We start from the raw sequence: 19,392 nt of genomic DNA, 5'->3' as shown, positions 1-19,392 counted from the left end.
TGGTCAAAACGATCCAAACCAAATTGACTTCAATTAGGAGTCCGTACCCTGGGGTACGGACAGATGTCAGGGTCATCTCATTGGTGAGATGACAGGAGAAATCGAAAGTTTCCTTGATGAGTGTTGGCAAAAGCCTGCTGCTGGCTTCCCTCTGTTGCTTCTGTATTCAGCCACTGGCGGCGCAGAACGTGCAGCTCCGTGGCCTGCCAAATTCGAGCACGCTGCCGTCCGCCGAGCAGATGCTCAATCAGAACCTAAACAATCAAAGGAACAATTTCTCGACCCAACAGCAGATCGAAAGAGCGAACCGTCTGAACCGGACCGATCAGATCAACCGCCTCAATTCCAGACGCGAGAATCCGGCGAACCCTTGCGCAGGTCCGGGCGCGCCATGCGACATCCAGCAACGGTAGAACCGGACGGGCAAACGCCCGGCCTGAAACGCTTGCCCGTCATTCGCTTGGAACCCTTCGCGGCTAGTTGATCTCTTGCAGCGTCAGTTTGCTGACCCCGAGGGTCAGGTCTCAGCCATTGGGCTGGACACCTCCCCAGCCGGCAAGACACCAAGCGGCGCCAGCGCGGAGGAGGAGTTGTCCGCCTGACGCGCCAGCACGAACCTGCGTCCGGCGATCAGCGCCGTGAGCGTGACAACGACGGGCACCAGGCTGCTATCCGGCTGCGACAGTGCCCAGATCATCCCGAGTGCGGAGACCGCAAGCATCGCGAACGAATAGCGTCTGTTCCGTTTTGGTGGCAGTCCCTTTGATCCGATGAAACCGCGCTCGGAAAAGATGGTGAGGAAAACGCCTGCCAGAAAGACACTCACCAGGACAGCGCTGTGGGCATAAGCCGCCAGGAATGCGCCAAGATCCGCGAAGCCGAGGCGATAAGTCCCGACGATCAGGGGCGTCACGATGAGGAGATGCAGATTGATCCCCAGCAGCACCGGATTCATCCTGGACCTGGCCGCGAAGAACAGCACAAACGAAATCAGCGCGAGCAAAGCCCCGCACCAGCCTGCAAGTTCCAGATCTCCGCTCTGGCGCCATACGAGCAGAAAAGCGACCGAAGGCAGTCCTTCGAGGATATCCTGAAGCCATTGTTGCTGATGCGATTTCATGCTCACGAACCTCGCTCATTTGTTGCCGAACGCCCGAAATACAACCGCCCGACTTCATTGAAATTCAAGACTATTGTCCGGTTTCGGGCAGTCAAGGCTTATCATTTTTTTAAAGTGTGAGTGCTATGTCTCGACAACCGAATTAACGAGTCCTGACCCTGGTTGCGGAAACGGAAGAACATGCGACAAGTCTTCCCCACCTCAAACGCACAGCCTGGTCATCGGCGGAACAAACGTAAACCAGTCTGAAGTCTTGCGCTTTCCATGAAACTGATCGTCCAAATCCCCTGCTACAACGAAGAAGCCACGCTGGCCCTTGTTGTTGCCTGTATTCCCAGATCGATCCCGGGGATCAGCAAGGTCGAAATCCAGATCATCGATGACGGATCGACCGACCGGACCGTTGAAATTGCCCGTCTGTGCGGCGTTGACCACATCGTTCAGAACGGGCGCAACAAGGGACTTGCGAGAAGCTTTCAAAAGGGGATCGAATCCGCGCTCGCGCTCGGCGCCGACATCATCGTCAACACCGATGGCGACAACCAGTATTCCGGCGGCAGCATTCCGGACCTTGTCAAACCGATCCTGGAAAAACAGGCAGACATCGTGGTCGGCGATCGCAACCCCGGTGACAATCGGGAATTCTCCTGGCTGAAACGCCAGTTGCAGAAACTCGGAACGCGCGTCGTGCGCAATCTCTCCGGTGTCGATGTGGGTGACGCAGTTTCAGGCTTCCGGGCCTACACGCGCGAGGCGGCCTTCACCATCAACGTCATGACCCGTTTCAGCTACACCACGGAAACACTCATCCACGCCGGACAGCACGGGCTGACTGTTCTGTCGGTTCCGGTTGAAACCAACCCGACGACGAGACCGTCGAGGCTCGCTGGATCCACTTTCCGTTTCCTGAAGAAGCAGATCGTCACCATTCTGCGCAGCTATTTCATGTATCGCTCCCTGAACGCGTTCCTGTGGGCCGGCATGATCATGATCGCGGTTGGCTTGCTGCCTGTTCTACGGTTCCTCTACTTTTATTCGATCGGCGATGGGGAGGGGCGGCTACAGTCGCTCGTTCTTGGCAGCATGTTCCTGCTGGCCGGATACATCACGGTCGTGATCGCGTTTTTGAGCGATGCGCTGGCTACCAATCGGCGTCTCACCGAAGCCGTTCTTGAGCGTGTGCGCCGCCTCGAACAACACCCCTCTTCCGAGAAGCCGTCGGAACTGAACGAACCGCTTCGTATTGTTGGTCAATCACATGACACAGTCTAGTTCCGCTGCGGGCCCGGCCGAAAACATCACGCTTTTCCGGGCGATCGATCTGATTGCCATCGGCACGGTATTCTACGGCATTCTGGCCAGCGGGTTGCTGCAGGGGCCGGACGCTTTTCCCCTCGGCCAGAACATCTACGACGAATACTATCTGGCGATCCTCTCCGGCCACCTCGATCTGCCGGCACGCGTTGTCCAGATCGAAGGGCATTACACAGCCGACGGCACGGCCTACCTCTATCATGGTGTCGGACCGCTCTTGACGCGGTTCCTTCTCGGCTGGTTCTGGCCGTTTCAAAGCGTCGGCCTTGCCCAGCTCTCCATCTGGGCCTGGGCCTGCCTTGGAACGCTTTGCTACCATGCGGCGTTCGTCAAGGTGTGCGCGAAGGACCTCGCGCAGCTCGGAAGCCGGGGATTGTCTCTGAGCCGATTGCTCGGCATTGCCATCTGGTTCAGCAGTCCCGGTTTCCTGCTGGCGGCAAACACGTCCTTCTATCATGAGCCGATCGCGCTTGCTTATGCCACGACCGGCGCTTTCGTGCTGATCTGGACCCATGTCGGTTTCGGCAACTGGCCCTTCTGGCGAACCGCAATTCCATGCGCTCTATTGGCGGCCGCAACTCTTCACGCGCGGCCGAACATCGCGATCGGGCTTTACCTTGCCTGCAGTCTTTGCCTGTTCGTTCTGGCGGTCACTTCCTTCAGGCAGCACTGGCTGCGTATCGGGCTCGCCCTTGCGATCCTAGGCGCGAGCGGCGTGGGATATCTGGGGCTGAACGTGGCACGGTTCGGCGATGCCACCCAGACCCATGGCAGCTTCGCAAAGACCGAAGTCCAGTACGGCTTCGTCTACTGGGGCTTTGAAGAAACCGACAGCGAGCGGGCCGAAGCCTTCAAGAAGCACGGCAAGTTCAACATCAAGCGCATTCCGCACAATTTCACGCTCTATGCTTTCGACCCGCCGATGATCAAAACCTACCTTGATCCGGTCTCGGAAAAGTTTCATGCCTTCACCAAGCAGGTCCTGGCAGGCGATCTCGGTTTCATAAAAGTCGAACAGCCCTATGCCGGGATCGTGTTCTTATGGCCGCTCTGGATCGCGTTCGCCTTCTTCGCGCCGTCGGCAAAGCGAGCCACCTGGCGGAAAATGGCAATTCCGATGGCGGGCGGTCTGAAAATCGCGCTGCTGACGCTTTCCTACGGCAGTGTTACGCTCCGCTACCGGATCGATATGTGGCCGGCCTTGAGCCTTCTTGCCCTCGTCGGTCTTGCCGCTCTGGTGCCCAGGTTCTCGGCTTCGCCAGATAAGGCTGCCTGGAAATGGGGTATCGGTGCCTGTTTCATGGTGGGCCTGCTGATGTCCGCCAACAGCGCAGGACAATTGCGCTTCTTCCAGGTGAATGAACAGACGAAACCGGTCTGGACCATGGATCAGTGCCGGCTGCTCACCGAGAGAAAAGGATTCTCGGAGACAGACACGCTTAGAATTTGCCAGCCGCCCAGGATCGGCGGATGAGTGTCGCGATGCACCTCAATCCGCTGCCAGGAGCCAAACAGGCATATGTCGGAACCATGCGTCTTGCGCGCCCCGTCGCACAGCGGCTCGGCCTCCTGAGCCGGCTGAATGAGGCGGCTGCAGAAAAACGCTGGGCTCATTTCCTGAGAAGCCTGTTTGCCATTCATGACATTGACGGGCTGATCGAGCTGGACGTGCCCTGGTGGACTTACAGCGCAATCGACGAGATCGAGGCATTTTTGCGCACGCACCCGGACGCGCGCGTGTTCGAATACGGTTCGGGTGCAAGCACGGTCTGGCTGAGCAAACGGGCGGGTGTCGTCAAAAGCGTTGAACACGACAAGTCCTGGCATGCGCTGGTAAGCCAGCGCCTGAGCTGTGGTGGGTGTGGTGAAAACACCAGCTACACACTCATCGAAGCCACCCCGGCAACACCGGACACCGATCCCGTCTATCTGTCGAAAAAGCCTGGATATGCCGGATTCTCGTTTGAGAACTACGCAAAGGCGATCCTGCACGAAGACGGGGAGTTCGACGTGATCGTCATCGACGGACGCGCACGCGGTGCCTGCCTGCGTCATGCAATCGAAAAACTGTCCGCCGGCGGCATCGTCGTTTTCGACAATTCAAAAAGAAAACGCTATCAGGAAGCAATGGGCACCTGCGGGCTGCAGGCGCAGATCCACCGGGGCCTGACGCCATCCCTGCCCTATTCCGAAGAGACAACCGTTCTCAAAAGGCGGCCCGGACACCTCAAGGAGTGAAGACGGCGTGGAGGCACGATTGAAAGGTGTTGCTGTCTGGGGCGGCCGCTTCATTCTTCTGGTCGCGCTGGTTTTTGTCGCCTTCGAGATACAGCGGCATTGGAACGGCATCTCCGGCTGGCGGCCAGGCGCGAGCCAGCTCTCGCTGATCCTTGCCCTGTCCGTTCCCTACGCACTGTCCCTCTTGCTGCTGGCGGAAGGCTGGCACCGCATTGTGAACCTCTTCGCCTCAGAGCCCCGATCGAGAACCTTCCCTTCTTTCTGCGTCACACAGGTCGCCAAATACCTGCCTGGAAACGTCGCGCACCTGATCGGCCGGGGTCTCTATCTGCGCGGTAACGCTGTCAGCGATGGCGGGATCGTCAAGGCAACGCTGCTCGAACTCGCCGTGATTCCTCTCGGCGCGGCGGTGACCATCGTTTGCCTGGGGGCACTCGGGTTTCTCTCAGATCTTGTCCCCTGGCTGCCCCGCATCGCATGGTACGGCTCGGCTGTGATCCTGTGTTGCGCCATTGGCCTTGCAGTTCTCTTTCCGGATCGTGTTCCGGGCATTACGGTGCGGCAAATTCACAAGGTCTTGCCGGTTGTCGGCCTCGCCGCGATGTTCATGCTGTGTCTGGGCGGCACCTTTGCTGCTGTTTTCAACCTTCTGTCAGAGGCACCGGCAGCCGTTTTGGCCGGCGCTGGAATTGTCGCGTGGCTCGTTGGCTACCTGACGCCAGGCGCACCTGGGGGCATAGGCACCCGCGAAGCGACCCTGATCGCGCTGCTGTCGTTTCTGAACCAGGAAGACACCGTGCTGATCGCGACCGCCCTGTTCCGCGTTGTAACCACGCTCGGCGACGTGCTCCTGTTTTTGGGAAGCTGGTTGAAAGAGCCGCGAAGAGCCACACTCGGCGAGACCCCGCACAACTGAAAAAGGGCGGCTCATGCCGCCCTTCCTTGCCTCGGATGAACCGGGACTTTGACTATTTCAGATTGCCGCAGAAACGCTGGATGCGCTGACAGGCTTCTTCCAGCGCTTCGGTCGAGGTCGCATAGGAAATGCGGAAGTTCGGACCAAGTCCGAAGGCCGACCCGTGCACGACCGCAACGCCTTCCGTTTCCAGAAGCTCAGTCACGAAATCGGCATCGTTTTCAAGAACCTTGCCGGACGGGGCCGTCTTGCCAATCGTACCGGCACAGGACGGGAAGACGTAGAACGCGCCCTCCGGCACAGGGCATGTGATGCCATGTGCCTGGTTCAGCATGGAGACCACAAGGTCGCGCCGCGCCTTGAAGATCTCGTTGTTCTTCGGAATGAAATCCTGCGTGCCCGAAAGCGCTTCGACGGCCGCCCACTGTGCAATCGAACAGGGATTTGACGTCGACTGCGACTGCACCTTGGCCATGGCCTTGATGAGATCGGCAGGCCCGCCGGCATATCCGATCCGCCAGCCGGTCATCGCATAAGCCTTCGAGACGCCGTTGACGGTCAGCGTGCGATCGTAAAGCGCATGTTCGACCTGTGCGGGCGTCGTGAACTTGAAGTCGTCATAGACCAGGTGCTCGTACATGTCGTCGGTCATGATCCAGACCTGCGGATGCTTCATGAGCACATCGGTCAGCGCCTTCAGTTCCGCTTCCGTATAGGCAGCCCCGGAGGGGTTGGAAGGCGAATTGAAGATCAGCCACTTGGTGCGCGACGTGATCGCGGCATCAAGCGCTTCGGGCGTGATCTTGAACGTGGATTTGTCCGCTTCGACGATTACCGGTTCGCCACCGGCCAGAAGCACCATGTCGGGATAACTGACCCAGTAAGGTGTCGGGATGATGACTTCGTCGCCCGGATTGATGGTTGCTATAAGGGCATTATAGAGCACCTGCTTGCCACCGGTTCCGACCGTGATCTGGTTTGTCGCGTATGTCAGCCCGTTTTCCCGCTTGAACTTCTCGGCGATCGCTGCCTTCAGTTCGGGAATACCGTCCACGGCGGTGTATTTCGTCTTGCCTTCGTTGATGGCCTTGACCGCAGCGGTCTTGATGTTTTCCGGTGTGTCGAAATCCGGCTCGCCAGCGCCGAGACCGATTACATCGCGGCCAGCAGCTTTAAGCTCGCGCGCCTTGTTGGTGACAGCGATGGTCGCAGAAGGTTGTACACGCGCCAATGCGTCAGCAAGAAAGCCCATAATGTCCTCCAGGGGGAAACGGGATTAACAGCGCGCGGACCGTAGAACCGTGCGTGTCAGAAGACAAGAGTCAATCGGCATCACCCAAGGCGGCAAAGCAATTTTTTTGCCGGCCGGAGACCTCTGCGCTGGGTCAGCTGCGCGTTTCCAGAATGAGTTTCGGCTCGTCGGTCTCGCTGTCGATGAGACTGCACTTGAAGCGTTTCTTCTTGGTCCCGGACTTTGTCTTCACCTCAACCGCGAGAGGCACATCGGAATCCTGCTTTGCCGCTCCGAGCATCGACTGAAAGTCGGCATCCTCGAAAAGGGATTCCGTAACGGCCCGGTCTTCCAGACTGTCAGACGTCAGACTGTAGGTTTTCATGGCAGCGTGATTGGCCGCGACGATCATCCGTGTCTGCGAGTTAATGACCAGCATGGGTGCGGAGCAGACCTCGAAGACCTCGGCGAAATTGACGTCGCCACCGATATGCCCGGCCGAGAACAGAACGCCGCCGACGGTTCCGCCCATGCGGAAATACATCGCGTCGTATTTGAGGTCGATGCTGTCACTGGCAGCGAGCAGGAACTTGCCGCGTCCCGTTGCGCTCGCGCGCCGTGTCAGGGCCGCCAGCGTCAGTGATACGATCGTTCGACCGACCCGGTTCTGGATGTGGGCAACGTTTCGTCCGAGGATCAGGCGCACGTCCTCGATCTGGAAACTCCTGAGGAATCCGTCGCTTGCAAAGCGGACATAGCCGAAATTGTCGACCAGAAGAACGATCCGGGAGGACGAAGCGACAAAATGCTGAAGGATCGGCGCAATGCCGAGCGCAATCTTGCCGGGGTTGTCGTCGGATTCGCCGATCGACGGAAAGCAGATCGCCAGGATCCGGCCGTCCGACAGTTCGTGGCGGTACGCAACGATCGGAATGCCCGGAATGCGATGGTCCGGCCCACCGCCGACGTCGAAAGGACCGGCGCGTCCTTCCCTGATTGCGCCCTGCACGAGCCTCAGGATGGTCTTCTTGTCTTCCGGTGCCAGATGCCGCAGGGCGTCGTTGGACGGAGCTTCCTGCAGATCCCTGACTTTACTGTCGAAGTTCTGCGATCCGATTTCGTGCCACAAGATCGTTTTCTTGTTGATGTCGGCGATGAAAAACTGAAGCCCGGACAGCGACAGCGCGGGCGCTTCCCCTTGCTGCTGCGGCTGCGCCTGCCCTTTTGGCGGCGCGTCGGACTCCTGCGACTGTTGAGGCAAAGCGTTTTGTGCTTCGTTAAGTGTCATACTGTGCCCGACCTGTTTACTCGGCGTTACCAGCCTCAGAGGATCACACAAAAAAGCAAACAAAGACTAAAGCCGCAGGACAATCGGGCAGGACTGGCGAATTTGTGGAACGTTCCGAATTTGCTGCTGTCCCGCGTGCGTCTCCACCGAAACTCCGTTGCCGCATTGTGGTCACGAAAACACACACTGATTGCCCGATTGCGGTCCGTCTCACGGCCCAATGTTCCACACATATGGAACGCGGAAGATGACAGGAGTTCACATGGCCTTCGTGACTTCAACGGACGCATCGAAAAGAGTTCCAGCGACAGGTTTCTCGCCTGTCGTGCTTTTTCTGCTGGCAATTGCCTTGCTGATGCTGATGTCACTGGCGATTGCGCCCTCCCTGCTGCTTCCACTTTCGGCATTCGTTACGATGGCGGCCGTAACCCACCTTCTCGGGATGCGCCTTTTTGAAGACCTGCGGCAGGCAATCGAACGCGACGGTTAGACAGACAACAGCAACAAGAACAAGAAAACCGGTTTACTCATCATGGCCAAAACGGAACAACTGAGCCGTCGGGACAATCGCTCCCGGCGAAGTGACCTGCGTGACGCAAAGCCGCTGCTGCAGGCGATTTTTCTCGGCATGGCGCTTGCCGTGGGGCTTGTTGTTGCAGCGGCGATGGCCAATTCGGACGCAGAGGACGCAATCGAGTCCGGAATGCCTGCAATCGAACAGACATTGCCGCACAGCGGCAAGTCACCTGCAAAAAAATAGGTTCGCGTATCACAAAAACTGCGTCGCAAGCAGCGCGACGAGAATATAGCGGCCCGTCTTGGCAAGGGCGACCAACCCCAGAAACACCCAGAACTTCTCTTTCAGGACACCGGCAGCCAGGGTCAACGGATCCCCGATGATGGGCGCCCAACTCATGAGCAGGCTCCAGCGGCCGTATCGGCGATACCACGCCGTTGCCCGTTCCAGTTTGTCGGGTTTGACGGGAAACCATTTGGCATCGGCGAAGCTGACAGCGCCCCGCCCGAGTGCCCAGTTCACGACCGAACCAAGCGTGTTGCCGAGGCTTGCCGTGAAAACGAGCAAGGCGACCGGTGCTGTTTCCAGATAGATGAGGCCGGAAAGGCCGAGTTCGGATTGAACCGGAAACAGGGTGGCGGCGAGGAATGAGATGCCGAAAAGACCGAAAAGACTGCTGTACATGACAGGGTCTGCATATACGCGGCACGCCTGGTTCGGCAAGTCGGCACGACGCCGAAGCTCACCAGCTACGCGATTGGTCTTGAACCGGGTTCGCCGGATCCCTGCCCACGAAACCCGGCCTTTCGTTCGATCTTCCTGCGTTCACACCACCTCGAGGACGGAGTTCCTGAACAGGGCGCTGTTTGCGGCGACGATTGCCACGGCATTCATGCGGTTCTTCGCACCCAGCCGCGTGATCGCGTTGCGGATGTGCACCTTAACCGTTGCTGTTGATACTCCAAGATCATAGGCGATCTGCTTGTTGACCTTGCCCTCGCAAAGCATGAGCAGGATTTCCAGCTGCCGGCGGGTCAGCTTTTCGGCAAGGTTAAGGGGCCGGCGCACGGGCTCGATCAAGACATGAGCTGAAGGAGCATCCTGGGCGTCGATGGAAAAAAGAGCGTTCATGGCGAGGGTCCAACCTGGTGCGTTTCCGTTTTGTCGGACAGACTTTCCCCCAAAGTGATTATATTGTAAAATGTTAAAGAGCATACAGAATAAAGCTAAAAATTTGCAATTGACTGACGGAACCTGCGATGAACAAGAAGCTCTATTCAGGTCACACGCTTCGGCAGATAAGGTCCGACTTTGGCCTGTCGCAGACCGAATTCGCCCGGAAAATCGGGCTCTCCACCGCCTACGTCAATCAGATCGAGAACAACAACAGGCCGGTGACCGCCTCGGTCCTTCTGACGATCAACCGGATTTTCGGCGTCGACCTTGCCGCCTTCGAGAAGAACGACATGGACCGCGTCGTCCAGGATCTCGAGGAGGTTTTCGCCGACACCCAGTTTCACAATTCGACCGTCGGCAGGCAGGAGATCCAGGAACTCGTTTCCAGGGCGCCGGCGGTGACCCAGGCGATCATGGACCTCTACGGTGCGCTGCGCAGCTATCACGACAGGGACGTCCTGGAAGACGACCTCGTTCACATGAGCGGCACCGACGAGACGGCGACAAGCGTGCGCAAGTCCGCCTATGACGAGGTACGCGATTTCTTTCACTACACGGACAACTACGTCGACACGATTGACCGGGCCGCGGAAAAGCTCTCCTACGAGATCAGCCTGCACACCTGCGAAAGCAAGCTGGACCGATTGACCGGCTGGCTCAAGAAACGGTTCGACATCTCCGTTGAGCAGGTGTCCGACTATCAGGGCACACTCATCCGGCATCAGGACTATACCAGGAAGATCCTGATCTACCGCGCCGTTCCGCAGTCGACCAAGAGCTTCCTTTTGGGAACGGTGATCGCGGATCTGTGCGTGAAGGACCTGATCGCCGAAGAGGTCAAACGCGCAAATTTCAGGACGGGGTCGGCGCAAGGGATCGCAACGCTTGCCCTGCGCAATTACTTTGCCGGTGCCCTCCTCCTGCCCTATGACGACTTCTTGCGCACCGCGACGGAATGCCGGCATGACATACAGCTTCTGTCGAACCGGATGGATGCCAGCATTGAAACGGTCTGCCACAGGCTGTCGACGTTGCAACGTCCCGGTGCGAATGGACTGCCATTTTACTTCGTGAAGATCGATCGCGCCGGAAACGTCGTCAAACGGCACAGCGCCACCCGTTTCCAGTTCGCCCGTTTCGGCGGATCGTGTCCGCGCTGGAATGTTCATCAGGCCTTTGAGCAGAACTCGAACAAGTTCACAGCGCAGATCGCACAGATGCCGGACGGCATCGAGTATCTTTGCATCGCAACCAGCATAACCAAGCATCAGGCCGACTACCGCACGGGAGAACGCAGATACGCGCTCGGCATCGGCTGCGAGCTCAAATACGCCGATGCGATCGTCTACGCGGACGGACTGGCCGTGAATGAAGTCTCGACACCCGAGCCAATCGGCGTGAATTGCCGCATCTGCCCACGCGACGATTGCGACCAGCGCGCCTTCCCGGCCATAGACAAGGAACCGCTGATCGATCCCGCACAGCGCGGCATCGTCCCCTACCGCGTAAAAGCCGCCGGGTGACGCTGCCCACCATCCATCTTCGGATGGATTGTGCGCCGGCAAAGCCGGGACTAGTCTCTTGTGGCTGCTCTCGACGCTGCCATGACCGCACCTCTCGAAGGCAGGTTCAGCCGTTGCAGAACGGCGTGCACATGATCTTTCACGGTCGCAACGCTTATGCCGCAGGTCTCCGCAATGTCCCGATTCGACTTTCCATCGATCAGCAACCGTGCGACGTCCTTCTGGCGCAGCGTGAGCGGCGCCAGGAACTCCGTATCCGACGGCTTCTCGAACACCGTGACCAGGGGTGCGCCGAGTGTGCGGCTGGCGTCCAGATCAACCCTCAGCTTTCTGCCGTTCATCGCAAGCGCCGAAAGCGCCTCGATCGTACGTGGCGGGATAGGAGATTGCGGGCCCTTCTGCAGATCCTCCAGCACCACGGCCAGGGCTTCAATCACATCCGCATCGACAGTCATTGGAAAGGACCTCGCATGAGCAATCTTCCCCTGAACATTGCAAACTTCTTTTTGGCAATGCAAGCCGTGCCCTCGGGTACTGATCTGCTCGGCTCGATCTTTGCCGATGACGCGATCTATTCCGAACCCTTCTCAGGGCAGAGCGAGCCGCACCGGGGACGCGACGCCATTCTGGCGGCGTTTGCCGCCAGCCGGAGCGAAGACTTCGACGATGCCGTGATCAATCTGGTCGCCGTTGAAATCGAAGGCAACACAATCACGGTCAAGTGGACCTGTTATTCCCGGGCAATACCGGGCGGAAGCGGCAGCGGCACGAACATCTTTACCGTTTCAGACGGCAAGGTCGTGTCGCTGGTCACCACACTGGGCATGCCATGACCGCAGACCGCGCCCTGACCGCCAGGACTCACCCGTTCAGCAGCGCCTGGAAATGGTTGCGCAACTCGTAGGCTCCTCGCTGTCCCTGCAGAACCTCCTGCAGGTCTCCCTTGCCGTCGAACAGCAGCAGCGTGACGTGCGGCACGCCATACCGGTTCTGAAAGGTCTTGCCCTTTGCGGTCCGGATATTGGCGACGACATAGTCAAGCTCTCCGTCCTCGAACATGTCGAGCGCTTTGCGGGTGTCGGCCTGCAGGGAGCGGCAGAGGGAACACTGCGGATCGTGGATCTGGACGACCGTTGGCCGCCCGTTCCCGACCCGCGTGAGATCGTGCTCGTGACGCATGCTGGCGAAGTTCTGTGCGAACACGTAGCCGGTGCCGCCCAGGAGCACGGCCCCGATGCCGATGTTCCGCCCAAGACGCAGGAAATTCCGGCGTCCCGCTGAGACGCCTTCGACCTGCTGTTGCTCAATGTTCTGCCGCGACTTCCTGTCCTTCGGCTTGGAGGATTTGCGTTGTTTCTTCATAAGTCACCTGATTGATTGCCGCGCCGGGGCACACGAAAGTGGCCAGCGCGAGACACGTTCAAACCACCACGATGTTCGCACCCGAACGGACCCGGTCGTAGAGATCGATGACATCCTGATTGATGAGGCGTACGCAGCCCGAGGACACCGCCTTGCCGATCGAAGCCGGCTCGTTGGTGCCGTGCAGGCGGTAAAGCGTGTCGACATTTCCCTGGAAGATATAGAGAGCCCTCGCTCCGAGAGGGTTGCCCAGGCCCGGCTGCATGCCGCCGTTTTCCGCGCTGTAAGGCGCCAGATGCGGTTCACGGGCGATCATCTCTTCCGGCGGCGTCCAGGTCGGCCACGGCCTTTTCCAGGCAATCCGCGCCCGTCCCGACCACTCGAAACCCTGACGGCCCAGACCAACGCCGTAGCGCATCGCGGTTCCGCTCGGCTCGACCAGGTAAAGGTAGAAGCTGCTTGTGTCGACCACGACCGTGCCGGGTTTCTCATCGGTTCTGTAAGCCACCCGTTGCCGCCTGAATTCAGGCGCAAGGACCCTGGGATCGATCCCGGGAAGCGGGAACTCCTCCTGCGGGCGCGGCCCGTAGTTCTGCAGGAAGGACGCATCCACCTGGGGCTGCGGCTGCACTGGTGCAGGTGCCCGACTTGTCGTTGTCGAGCATCCGGCAAGCGTCAGGGAGGCCATGCAAAGGCCGCCTGACAGGACCTGACGCCGTGTCACGTGGTTTGTCATCGATGTCTTGTCCGGATCGCGCTAGAGAACCACGACCTGTGTGCCGAGCGGAACCCGGGCATAGAGATCGATGACATGATCGTTGATCATGCGGATACATCCGTTGGAGACGGAGCGGCCGATGGACCATGGCTGCGTGGTGCCGTGGATCCGGTAATAGGTGTCGCGCCCATTCTTGTAGAGATAGAGCGCGCGCGCTCCGAGCGGATTGTTGACACCGCCTGGCACACCCTTCGCGTAGCGCGCATATTTTTGCGGTTCGCGGCGGATCATGTTCTTGGTCGGGGTCCAGCGTGGCCACTCGGCCTTGCGGTCAACCGTTGCCCGGCCCTTGAAGGCCAGCCCGGCCTTGCCGACACCCACGCCGTAGCGGCGCGCCCGGCCCCAGCGTTCCGTCAGATAAAGGAAGTGGTTCTTCGGATCGACGACAATCGTCCCCGGTGCATAGCTCATCGACAGGAACACGCGTTGTGGTGCGTATTGCGGGTCCAGTTTGAAGTTCTTGTATTTCGCGGTGTGATGCGCGTTTGCGACGCCCGGCATGGCCATCACAAGGGAAGCGGCACCGCCAAGCAACAGATCTCGTTTGTTCAGCACGAGGGTATCTCCTGATTTCCAATAGCATTCGGGCGGACCAAACGTCCGCCGGGAAAGTCGGCTGATCAGGAATTGGGCGGTTTGGGTTCCAGCCTCTTCTGCACGGAGGCCTGGTGCCCCGGCGCTATCCAGTCCGGATGACCCTGCCCCGCGCGCGAAACCGGGGACGCGGACGCCATGACGGCTTTGCATTCGGAATTCTTGCAGAAGGAGGGTTTAGTCTCGGCGACCGATTGCTCATCATCCGGTTCGCCCGCTGTGAGCTGTGCCACCGCCTCGTCCATCGACACGACAGTTTGAAGCTCGTCCTTGGACACATCGACGGCGCCACGCGCAAAACCTTGCTGCACGCCCGCGACCAGAAGACCAATGATGAGTAAAACCCGGAACATGCACAACAATTTACCGAAGCGGGTTAACGAAACCTAGACACGTGACTTCACACTCTTGTGAAGCGGGATGCGGCGCTAACGAAAACATCATGCCCGTGACCCGCGATCAGGTACCGAAATCCAGCTTGGTATCCGGGTTTCCCGTTTCACGCACGTCCTGCCGGCCAATGTCGAGCGCGACGTCGGCGAGCCGCACGGCGGCTGCAACGCCATCTACGACGGGTATGCCGAATTCGGCGCTCAAGGCATGCGCAAGATCCGCCATGCCGGCGCACCCCAGCGCGATCGCCCCGGCCTGGTCCTCTTCCAGTGCAGCTCCGATCTCCGCGCGGATCTTGTCGACGGCGACCGGGCTGGCCTCTTCGAGTTCCAGAACCGGCACTTCCGACGCGCGCACCTTGCCGCAGCGGCTCAGCAGCCCGTTTTTTTCGAGATTGTCTTCAAGCACCGGGACGGAGACCGACAGGGTCGTGACCACGGAAAAGCGGGAGGCCAGCAGGGCTGCCGAGTGATAGGCGGCTTCGCCGATGCCGATGACTGGAATGTCCAGTTTTTCCTTCAGTGTCCACAGACCGGTATCATCAAAACAGGCGATGATCAGGGCGTCATACTGTTCCCCGCTTTCCAGAACCTCCTCGACGAGGGAATAAAGGCCGGGGAGTGCCGCGGCGCCGTCATCCGCCCCCTGGATGGCTGCCGGACCGTGCACCGGATTGATGGCCGTAATCCGTGTGCCCGGGCCCGCAGCGGCGCGCGCGGCCTCCCCGATTTTTTCGGTCATGGCGACCGTGGTGTTCGGGTTGATGATCAGGAGATGTCTGCCGGTCGGGGTCATGCCTGCCTCACACGAGCCCCTTGCCCGCATCCGACCCCTGCCGTTCCTGCCGTCTGCGCAGCAGCGCCAGCACGGTCAGGAACGTGCCGATGATCAAAAGCGAAAACAGGGTCGTCAGCGTGCCGAGCGCGTAAAGAACAGGCGACGTCACGTTCGTGGTCATGCCGTAGATTTCAAGCGGAAGCGTGTTATAGGAGCCCGCCGTCAGCAGCGTCCTGGCAAACTCGTCGTAAGACAGGGTGAAGCCGAACAGTGCCACCCCGATCAGCATCGGTGCGATGATCGGCAGAACGACAAATCTGACCGTCTGCCACGGGCTCGCACCCAGGTCCCGCGCGGCCTCCTCGTAGGATTTGTCAAACCGGTTGAAGACCGCGAACATGATCAGCAATCCGAACGGCAGAGTCCAGGTGAGCTGGGATCCGAAACCCGAAGTCGACCAATGCACTTCCCAGTCCAGAATATTGAAGATCAGGCCGACACCGAGCGAAACGAGGATCGACGGAATGATCAGGCTGGCAACGATCACATAGAACAGAAGGCTCGATCCGCGGAACCTGTTCCGGAAGGCCATGCCGCCCATCACCGCGACCACGACCGTCACGCACATGACCATTAGGCCGAGCGCGAAGGACCGGCGGAACGACCCCCAGATGTCTCCGACCGCCTGTTCTTCGAAGAGATCGAAGAACCAGTGCAGCGAGACACCGTTCATCGGGAAGGTCAGTCCGCCTTGCGGCCCCTGGAAGGAAAGGATGCCGATGGTCACAACGGGTCCATAGAGAAACAAAAGGAAAAGCGCGAAAAAAGCTGCCAGGAAATAAAAGGAACGGCCACGTCTTTCCATGGATCAAAGTTCCTTTCTGATATCGACGAAGCGCATCATGATGCCGATCATCAAAAGCACCGTGCACAACAGCACCACCGAAGACGCAGCAGCGGCCGGGTATTGAAGCAGCGATATCTCATTGGAAATGATCCGCCCGACCGACGCGCTCTGACCGCCGGACATGTGCCGGACGGTGATGAAGTCGCCCATCACCAGGGTGACGACGAAGATCGACCCGATCATGATGCCCGGCTTGGCAAGCGGCAGGATGACGTTGGTCAGGATCTGAAAGCCGTTCGCACCCGCATCGCGTGCCGCCTCGATCAGCGACTTGTCGATCCGCATCATGGTGTTGAAGATCGGCACCACCATGAAAAGTGCGTAGAGATGAACAAAGGCCAGCACCACGGCAAAATCCGAATAGAGCAGCCATTCCAGGGGCGCGTCGATCACGCCGATCTCTATCAGCGTCGAATTGGCAATCCCGTTCCGGCCCAGAAACGGGATCCACGAGATCATCCGAATGATATTGGACGTCCAGAACGGGATCGTGCACAGCAGGAATAGCGTCACCTGCATCGGCAGCGTATGGACATGAAAGGCGAGGAAATAGGCGATCGTGAAACCGATGGCCACGCAGAAGATCCATGTCAGCGCCATGAATTTAAGAGTCTTCAGATAGGTCGCCCATGTCACCGGCGATGTCAGGTGAAAGGCATAATTGTCCAGGACAAAATCGGGAAAAAACGACCACTCGTTGTAGTTCCAGAAACTGACGACAACGATGATCGCGATCGGCAACAGCAGAAAGAAGCCGAGAATGCAGACAAGCGGGATGGACAACAGCCAGCTCACCCTCTCGGCTTGTCTTGAAGGGTCAAACCTGCCCGGTTTGCGGGTGTGCGTATCACTGGAAGAACCTGCCCCTGCCCGGCCTTCCGCCGGGCAGGGAGCAACTTGCGACGTCATCATGCTGCGATGAACTCGTTCCACTTGCGAACCATGTACTGGTTTTCGTCCATGACAGCGTTCCAGCAGGCGACCGCACCCATGCGGTCGAAGAAGGCGCCGCCATCGCGGACCGAACCGGCTTTTTCCATCACGTCCCCGAACGGGTTGACGATGTCCTCGGTCGCCGGCTTGCCTTCGAACCAGAAGCCCCACTCGTTGTCGCTCATGTAGTTCTTCGAGGTCTCCGGAACAGCGGAATAGTAACCCTGACGCATCAGGAAACCGCCGACCCAGCCATCGAGATACCAGTTGATGTATTCATAGGCCGCATCCAGTTCCAGGCCGGAGAGATTCTTCGACAGGCCGATGCCGCCGCCCCAGGAGCGGTAGCCCTCTTTCAGGGGCTGGTAGACGCACGGGATACCTTTCGAACGGACCGCCGTGATGGCCGGAGACCACATGGACTGGATGACCACTTCGCCGGATGCCATCAGGTTAACGCTTTCATCGAAGCTCTTCCAGAAGGCGCGGAACTGGCCGTTTTTCTTGGCCTCGGTGAAGATCGCCATGGTCTGGTCGATCTCTTCCTTGGTCATGTTGCCCTTGTCGCCATAGCTGACCTCACCCATCGCCTCGCACACCATCGCCGCATCCATGATGCCAATGGAGGAGATATCCAGAATGGAAGCCTTGCCCTTGAATTCCGGGTTCAGCAGTTCGGTCCAGCTCTCGATCGGACGGCCGATCAGGTCGGGCCGGATGCCGAGTGTATCGGCGTTGTAGATCGTCGGGATCAGGGTCATCCAGCCCGTTTCCCCGGTTGCAAATGACTTGGCATCCGGCCCTTCGACGAACCCGACGGTGTGCGGCGCGGTGCCCTGCGCGATGGTGGATTCCGGCGTCAGCTTGCCGCTTTTGAAGATACCGACGATCTTGTCGTAGTTCTTGATCTTGGACGTGTCCATCGGCTGCAGGTTGCCCGCACCCCAGACCTTCTTGCAGATCCAGTACTCGATGTCCGCGATGTCGAAGGACTTGGGCTGGGTTGCCGCACGCTGCGTGACGCTGTCACTGTCCAGTGCCGTCATTTCGAGCGTGAAACCGAGGTCTTCCTTCACCTTGGCCGCAACTTCGTTCAGGTTCGAAACACCTGTACCGAACTGGCGCAGGGTGACGTCCTTGATGTTCTGCGCCCAGATTGTCGGGAAACCGGTGACGGCTCCCGATCCGAGCGCGGCGCCGGCAGCCGCCGCGCCGCCCTTCAATACGCTGCGGCGGCTCAAGCCCTTCCTGTCTGTCGTGTTCTTCATGACTGCTACTCCTCATCCCCTTGGAGGTTTTGGCCCCTTGAGCGGGGCGTTGCAGCGGCGCCTTAGGCCGCCAGATTGTGCGCGTCCTCAGGCTTCCAGGACAGGAAGACAGTTGCGCCAATTTCAAACGGATCACTGAAGAAGACCTGGTCCGGCAGCGCCGCCGTCAGATCGCCGATCTCGGGAACTGCGAGCGCGACGTTGACGGACGACCCGAGATATTCGACATCCCGCACGCTGGCCTCGTAGCCGGAAATCGCCGCGCCGGATTTGCTGAGCGTCAGACGATCGGCCCGGATCGCGACCGGGCCGCTTTCCATACGCAGCACGTTGTGCCCGCCGATGAAGCGGGCAACGAATTCAGTCAGCGGCGCATTGAAAACGTCCTTGGGCGGGCCGGCCTGCTCGATAATGCCGCCATTCATGACGATGATCTCGTCTGCGAGCGCCAGGGCCTCGTCCTGCGAATGGGTCACGTGAATGAAGGAAATTCCGAGATCGCGCTGCAGCTTCTTGAGTTCCAGCCGCATCCTGATCCTGAGAAAGGGATCGAGCGCGGACAGCGGCTCATCGAGAAGCAACACGGAAGGTTCGGTGATCAGAGCGCGCGCCAGGGCGACGCGCTGCTGCTGGCCACCGGAAAGCTGGGAGGGCAGACGTTGTGCGTAGTCGGCCATGTCAACCAGGTCGAGACGCTCCAGCGCCCGCGACCGCCGCGCCGCCTTGTCGACGCCCCGCATCTTCAGCGAAAACGCGACATTGTCGGCCACGCTCAGATGCGGAAACAGCGCATAGTTCTGAAACATCATCGCCGTCCCGCGCTTGGCCGGCGGCAGATCCGTTATGTTGCTGGAACCGAGGAGAATGTCGCCTTCGCTGACATGCTCGTGGCCCGCAATCATGCGCAGGGTCGAGGACTTGCCACACCCGGACGGGCCCAACAGGCAGGAATAGGTCGCAGCCTGAAACCGGTGATTGATCGCATCGACCGCGATGGTGTCACCATAGCGTTTGGTCGTCGCGACGAGTTCGAGGTCTTCGGTATTTTTCATGCAGC

General features: G+C 59.3%; 24 protein-coding genes. 9 read left to right on the top strand and 15 right to left on the bottom strand.

Going from position 1 to position 19,392, the window contains the following annotated elements:
• The first annotated feature begins 116 nt into the window (after positions 1–116).
• Positions 117–413: a hypothetical protein gene (locus tag RDA78_RS15315; RefSeq protein ID WP_434050691.1), complete on the top strand. Its 297-nt coding sequence runs from the start codon at positions 117–119 to the stop codon at positions 411–413.
• Positions 414–517: 104 nt separating this feature from the next.
• Here RDA78_RS15315 and RDA78_RS15310 read toward each other — a convergent pair whose 3' ends face one another.
• The gene (locus RDA78_RS15310; protein WP_434050690.1) at positions 518–1,126 is read right to left on the bottom strand and encodes a hypothetical protein; all 609 of its coding nucleotides are present in this window, start codon (positions 1,124–1,126) and stop codon (positions 518–520) included.
• Between the two features lie 258 nt (positions 1,127–1,384).
• Here RDA78_RS15310 and RDA78_RS15305 point away from each other — a divergent pair, with 258 nt between their 5' ends.
• From RDA78_RS15305 to RDA78_RS15290, 4 genes are read left to right on the top strand one after another with little or no spacing between them, the layout of a single operon-like run.
• On the top strand, positions 1,385–2,392 hold the full coding sequence (locus RDA78_RS15305; protein ID WP_434050689.1) for a glycosyltransferase family 2 protein: 1,008 nt from the start codon (positions 1,385–1,387) through the stop codon (positions 2,390–2,392).
• Positions 2,379–3,908 carry a hypothetical protein gene (locus RDA78_RS15300; RefSeq protein WP_434050688.1) on the top strand — a complete coding sequence of 510 codons (1,530 nt, stop codon included), beginning with the start codon at positions 2,379–2,381 and terminating at the stop codon, positions 3,906–3,908. The genes RDA78_RS15305 and RDA78_RS15300 overlap by 14 nt, the downstream gene beginning before the upstream one ends.
• Positions 3,905–4,672, top strand: coding sequence for a class I SAM-dependent methyltransferase (locus tag RDA78_RS15295; RefSeq protein WP_434050687.1), 768 nt, complete (start codon positions 3,905–3,907; stop codon positions 4,670–4,672). Before RDA78_RS15300 ends, RDA78_RS15295 begins: the two co-directional genes overlap by 4 nt.
• Before the next feature lie 19 nt (positions 4,673–4,691).
• Positions 4,692–5,588 (top strand): hypothetical protein, encoded by an 897-nt coding sequence (locus RDA78_RS15290; RefSeq protein WP_434050686.1) that lies wholly within the window; start codon positions 4,692–4,694, stop codon positions 5,586–5,588.
• A 52-nt stretch (positions 5,589–5,640) separates the two neighbouring features.
• Here the strand turns inward: RDA78_RS15290 and RDA78_RS15285 are convergent, their stop codons facing one another.
• Positions 5,641–6,840 carry a pyridoxal phosphate-dependent aminotransferase gene (locus RDA78_RS15285; protein ID WP_434050685.1) on the bottom strand — a complete coding sequence of 400 codons (1,200 nt, stop codon included), beginning with the start codon at positions 6,838–6,840 and terminating at the stop codon, positions 5,641–5,643.
• Positions 6,841–6,973: 133 nt separating this feature from the next.
• Positions 6,974–8,107, bottom strand: a complete 1,134-nt coding sequence (locus tag RDA78_RS15280) for a hypothetical protein (protein ID WP_434050684.1) — start codon at positions 8,105–8,107, stop codon at positions 6,974–6,976.
• A gap of 262 nt (positions 8,108–8,369) precedes the next feature.
• Between RDA78_RS15280 and RDA78_RS15275 the strand changes: the two genes are divergently transcribed.
• Together RDA78_RS15275 and RDA78_RS15270 are read left to right on the top strand one after the other, a co-directional pair.
• Positions 8,370–8,597, top strand: coding sequence for a hypothetical protein (locus tag RDA78_RS15275; RefSeq protein WP_434050683.1), 228 nt, complete (start codon positions 8,370–8,372; stop codon positions 8,595–8,597).
• Between the two features lie 42 nt (positions 8,598–8,639).
• Positions 8,640–8,867: a hypothetical protein gene (locus tag RDA78_RS15270; RefSeq protein ID WP_434050682.1), complete on the top strand. Its 228-nt coding sequence runs from the start codon at positions 8,640–8,642 to the stop codon at positions 8,865–8,867.
• A 9-nt stretch (positions 8,868–8,876) separates the two neighbouring features.
• Here RDA78_RS15270 and RDA78_RS15265 read toward each other — a convergent pair whose 3' ends face one another.
• Positions 8,877–9,308, bottom strand: a complete 432-nt coding sequence (locus tag RDA78_RS15265) for a YqaA family protein (protein WP_434050681.1) — start codon at positions 9,306–9,308, stop codon at positions 8,877–8,879.
• A gap of 141 nt (positions 9,309–9,449) precedes the next feature.
• On the bottom strand, positions 9,450–9,755 hold the full coding sequence (locus tag RDA78_RS15260) for a helix-turn-helix domain-containing protein (protein WP_434050680.1): 306 nt from the start codon (positions 9,753–9,755) through the stop codon (positions 9,450–9,452).
• Positions 9,756–9,883: 128 nt separating this feature from the next.
• Here RDA78_RS15260 and RDA78_RS15255 point away from each other — a divergent pair, with 128 nt between their 5' ends.
• On the top strand, positions 9,884–11,323 hold the full coding sequence (locus tag RDA78_RS15255; RefSeq protein ID WP_434050679.1) for a helix-turn-helix domain-containing protein: 1,440 nt from the start codon (positions 9,884–9,886) through the stop codon (positions 11,321–11,323).
• A 50-nt stretch (positions 11,324–11,373) separates the two neighbouring features.
• On the opposite strand, the gene RDA78_RS15250 is transcribed toward RDA78_RS15255, so the two are convergent.
• Positions 11,374–11,778, bottom strand: a complete 405-nt coding sequence (locus tag RDA78_RS15250) for a LuxR C-terminal-related transcriptional regulator (protein WP_434050678.1) — start codon at positions 11,776–11,778, stop codon at positions 11,374–11,376.
• Between the two features lie 15 nt (positions 11,779–11,793).
• Between RDA78_RS15250 and RDA78_RS15245 the strand changes: the two genes are divergently transcribed.
• Positions 11,794–12,156 carry a nuclear transport factor 2 family protein gene (locus RDA78_RS15245; protein WP_434050677.1) on the top strand — a complete coding sequence of 121 codons (363 nt, stop codon included), beginning with the start codon at positions 11,794–11,796 and terminating at the stop codon, positions 12,154–12,156.
• Positions 12,157–12,184: 28 nt separating this feature from the next.
• Here the strand turns inward: RDA78_RS15245 and RDA78_RS15240 are convergent, their stop codons facing one another.
• The 9 genes from RDA78_RS15240 to RDA78_RS15200 all read right to left on the bottom strand — a co-directional run bounded on the left by RDA78_RS15240 (position 12,185) and on the right by RDA78_RS15200 (position 19,387).
• Positions 12,185–12,685: a hypothetical protein gene (locus tag RDA78_RS15240; RefSeq protein ID WP_434050676.1), complete on the bottom strand. Its 501-nt coding sequence runs from the start codon at positions 12,683–12,685 to the stop codon at positions 12,185–12,187.
• 58 nt (positions 12,686–12,743) lie between these two features.
• Positions 12,744–13,421 carry a L,D-transpeptidase family protein gene (locus RDA78_RS15235; protein WP_434050675.1) on the bottom strand — a complete coding sequence of 226 codons (678 nt, stop codon included), beginning with the start codon at positions 13,419–13,421 and terminating at the stop codon, positions 12,744–12,746.
• Between the two features lie 21 nt (positions 13,422–13,442).
• Complete coding sequence (locus tag RDA78_RS15230; protein WP_434056153.1) at positions 13,443–13,970, bottom strand: L,D-transpeptidase; 528 nt, start codon at positions 13,968–13,970, stop codon at positions 13,443–13,445.
• Positions 13,971–14,083: 113 nt separating this feature from the next.
• Positions 14,084–14,410, bottom strand: coding sequence for a hypothetical protein (locus tag RDA78_RS15225; protein WP_434050674.1), 327 nt, complete (start codon positions 14,408–14,410; stop codon positions 14,084–14,086).
• A 106-nt stretch (positions 14,411–14,516) separates the two neighbouring features.
• The gene (locus RDA78_RS15220) at positions 14,517–15,245 is read right to left on the bottom strand and encodes an aspartate/glutamate racemase family protein (protein WP_434050673.1); all 729 of its coding nucleotides are present in this window, start codon (positions 15,243–15,245) and stop codon (positions 14,517–14,519) included.
• A gap of 7 nt (positions 15,246–15,252) precedes the next feature.
• Positions 15,253–16,092 carry an ABC transporter permease gene (locus tag RDA78_RS15215; RefSeq protein ID WP_434050672.1) on the bottom strand — a complete coding sequence of 280 codons (840 nt, stop codon included), beginning with the start codon at positions 16,090–16,092 and terminating at the stop codon, positions 15,253–15,255.
• A 3-nt stretch (positions 16,093–16,095) separates the two neighbouring features.
• A complete protein-coding gene (locus RDA78_RS15210) occupies positions 16,096–17,043 on the bottom strand; it encodes an ABC transporter permease (RefSeq protein WP_434056152.1) in 948 nt (315 codons plus the stop codon).
• Positions 17,043–18,335 (bottom strand): ABC transporter substrate-binding protein, encoded by a 1,293-nt coding sequence (locus tag RDA78_RS15205; protein ID WP_434050671.1) that lies wholly within the window; start codon positions 18,333–18,335, stop codon positions 17,043–17,045. The genes RDA78_RS15210 and RDA78_RS15205 overlap by 1 nt, the downstream gene beginning before the upstream one ends.
• 62 nt (positions 18,336–18,397) lie before the next feature.
• Positions 18,398–19,387, bottom strand: a complete 990-nt coding sequence (locus tag RDA78_RS15200) for an ABC transporter ATP-binding protein (protein ID WP_434050670.1) — start codon at positions 19,385–19,387, stop codon at positions 18,398–18,400.
• Positions 19,388–19,392: the final 5 nt, after the last annotated feature.

Origin of the sequence: Roseibium sp. (genome assembly GCF_051016195.1) — a bacterium.
GTDB lineage: Bacteria > Pseudomonadota > Alphaproteobacteria > Rhizobiales > Stappiaceae > Roseibium.
The sequence above is the reverse complement of the archived record's forward strand: the minus strand, read 5'-3'. Positions and strand labels throughout refer to the sequence as shown.

Excerpts from the sequence above, each read along its gene's own strand:
- RDA78_RS15245 (WP_434050677.1), top strand. The coding sequence starts at position 11,794 with ATGAGCAATCTTCCCCTGAACATTGCAAACTTCTTTTTGGCAATGCAA.
- RDA78_RS15295 (WP_434050687.1), top strand. The coding sequence starts at position 3,905 with ATGAGTGTCGCGATGCACCTCAATCCGCTGCCAGGAGCCAAACAGGCA.
- RDA78_RS15230 (WP_434056153.1), bottom strand. The coding sequence starts at position 13,970 with ATGGCCATGCCGGGCGTCGCAAACGCGCATCACACCGCGAAATACAAG.
- RDA78_RS15205 (WP_434050671.1), bottom strand. The coding sequence starts at position 18,335 with ATGAAGAACACGACAGACAGGAAGGGCTTGAGCCGCCGCAGCGTATTG.
- RDA78_RS15250 (WP_434050678.1), bottom strand. The coding sequence starts at position 11,778 with ATGACTGTCGATGCGGATGTGATTGAAGCCCTGGCCGTGGTGCTGGAG.
- RDA78_RS15275 (WP_434050683.1), top strand. The coding sequence starts at position 8,370 with ATGGCCTTCGTGACTTCAACGGACGCATCGAAAAGAGTTCCAGCGACA.
- RDA78_RS15240 (WP_434050676.1), bottom strand. The coding sequence starts at position 12,685 with ATGAAGAAACAACGCAAATCCTCCAAGCCGAAGGACAGGAAGTCGCGG.
- RDA78_RS15210 (WP_434056152.1), bottom strand. The coding sequence starts at position 17,043 with ATGACGTCGCAAGTTGCTCCCTGCCCGGCGGAAGGCCGGGCAGGGGCA.
- RDA78_RS15260 (WP_434050680.1), bottom strand. The coding sequence starts at position 9,755 with ATGAACGCTCTTTTTTCCATCGACGCCCAGGATGCTCCTTCAGCTCAT.
- RDA78_RS15215 (WP_434050672.1), bottom strand. The coding sequence starts at position 16,092 with ATGGAAAGACGTGGCCGTTCCTTTTATTTCCTGGCAGCTTTTTTCGCG.
- RDA78_RS15285 (WP_434050685.1), bottom strand. The coding sequence starts at position 6,840 with ATGGGCTTTCTTGCTGACGCATTGGCGCGTGTACAACCTTCTGCGACC.
- RDA78_RS15270 (WP_434050682.1), top strand. The coding sequence starts at position 8,640 with ATGGCCAAAACGGAACAACTGAGCCGTCGGGACAATCGCTCCCGGCGA.
- RDA78_RS15305 (WP_434050689.1), top strand. The coding sequence starts at position 1,385 with ATGAAACTGATCGTCCAAATCCCCTGCTACAACGAAGAAGCCACGCTG.
- RDA78_RS15255 (WP_434050679.1), top strand. The coding sequence starts at position 9,884 with ATGAACAAGAAGCTCTATTCAGGTCACACGCTTCGGCAGATAAGGTCC.
- RDA78_RS15200 (WP_434050670.1), bottom strand. The coding sequence starts at position 19,387 with ATGAAAAATACCGAAGACCTCGAACTCGTCGCGACGACCAAACGCTAT.
- RDA78_RS15225 (WP_434050674.1), bottom strand. The coding sequence starts at position 14,410 with ATGTTCCGGGTTTTACTCATCATTGGTCTTCTGGTCGCGGGCGTGCAG.
- RDA78_RS15220 (WP_434050673.1), bottom strand. The coding sequence starts at position 15,245 with ATGACCCCGACCGGCAGACATCTCCTGATCATCAACCCGAACACCACG.
- RDA78_RS15235 (WP_434050675.1), bottom strand. The coding sequence starts at position 13,421 with ATGACAAACCACGTGACACGGCGTCAGGTCCTGTCAGGCGGCCTTTGC.
- RDA78_RS15280 (WP_434050684.1), bottom strand. The coding sequence starts at position 8,107 with ATGACACTTAACGAAGCACAAAACGCTTTGCCTCAACAGTCGCAGGAG.
- RDA78_RS15265 (WP_434050681.1), bottom strand. The coding sequence starts at position 9,308 with ATGTACAGCAGTCTTTTCGGTCTTTTCGGCATCTCATTCCTCGCCGCC.
- RDA78_RS15300 (WP_434050688.1), top strand. The coding sequence starts at position 2,379 with ATGACACAGTCTAGTTCCGCTGCGGGCCCGGCCGAAAACATCACGCTT.
- RDA78_RS15315 (WP_434050691.1), top strand. The coding sequence starts at position 117 with ATGAGTGTTGGCAAAAGCCTGCTGCTGGCTTCCCTCTGTTGCTTCTGT.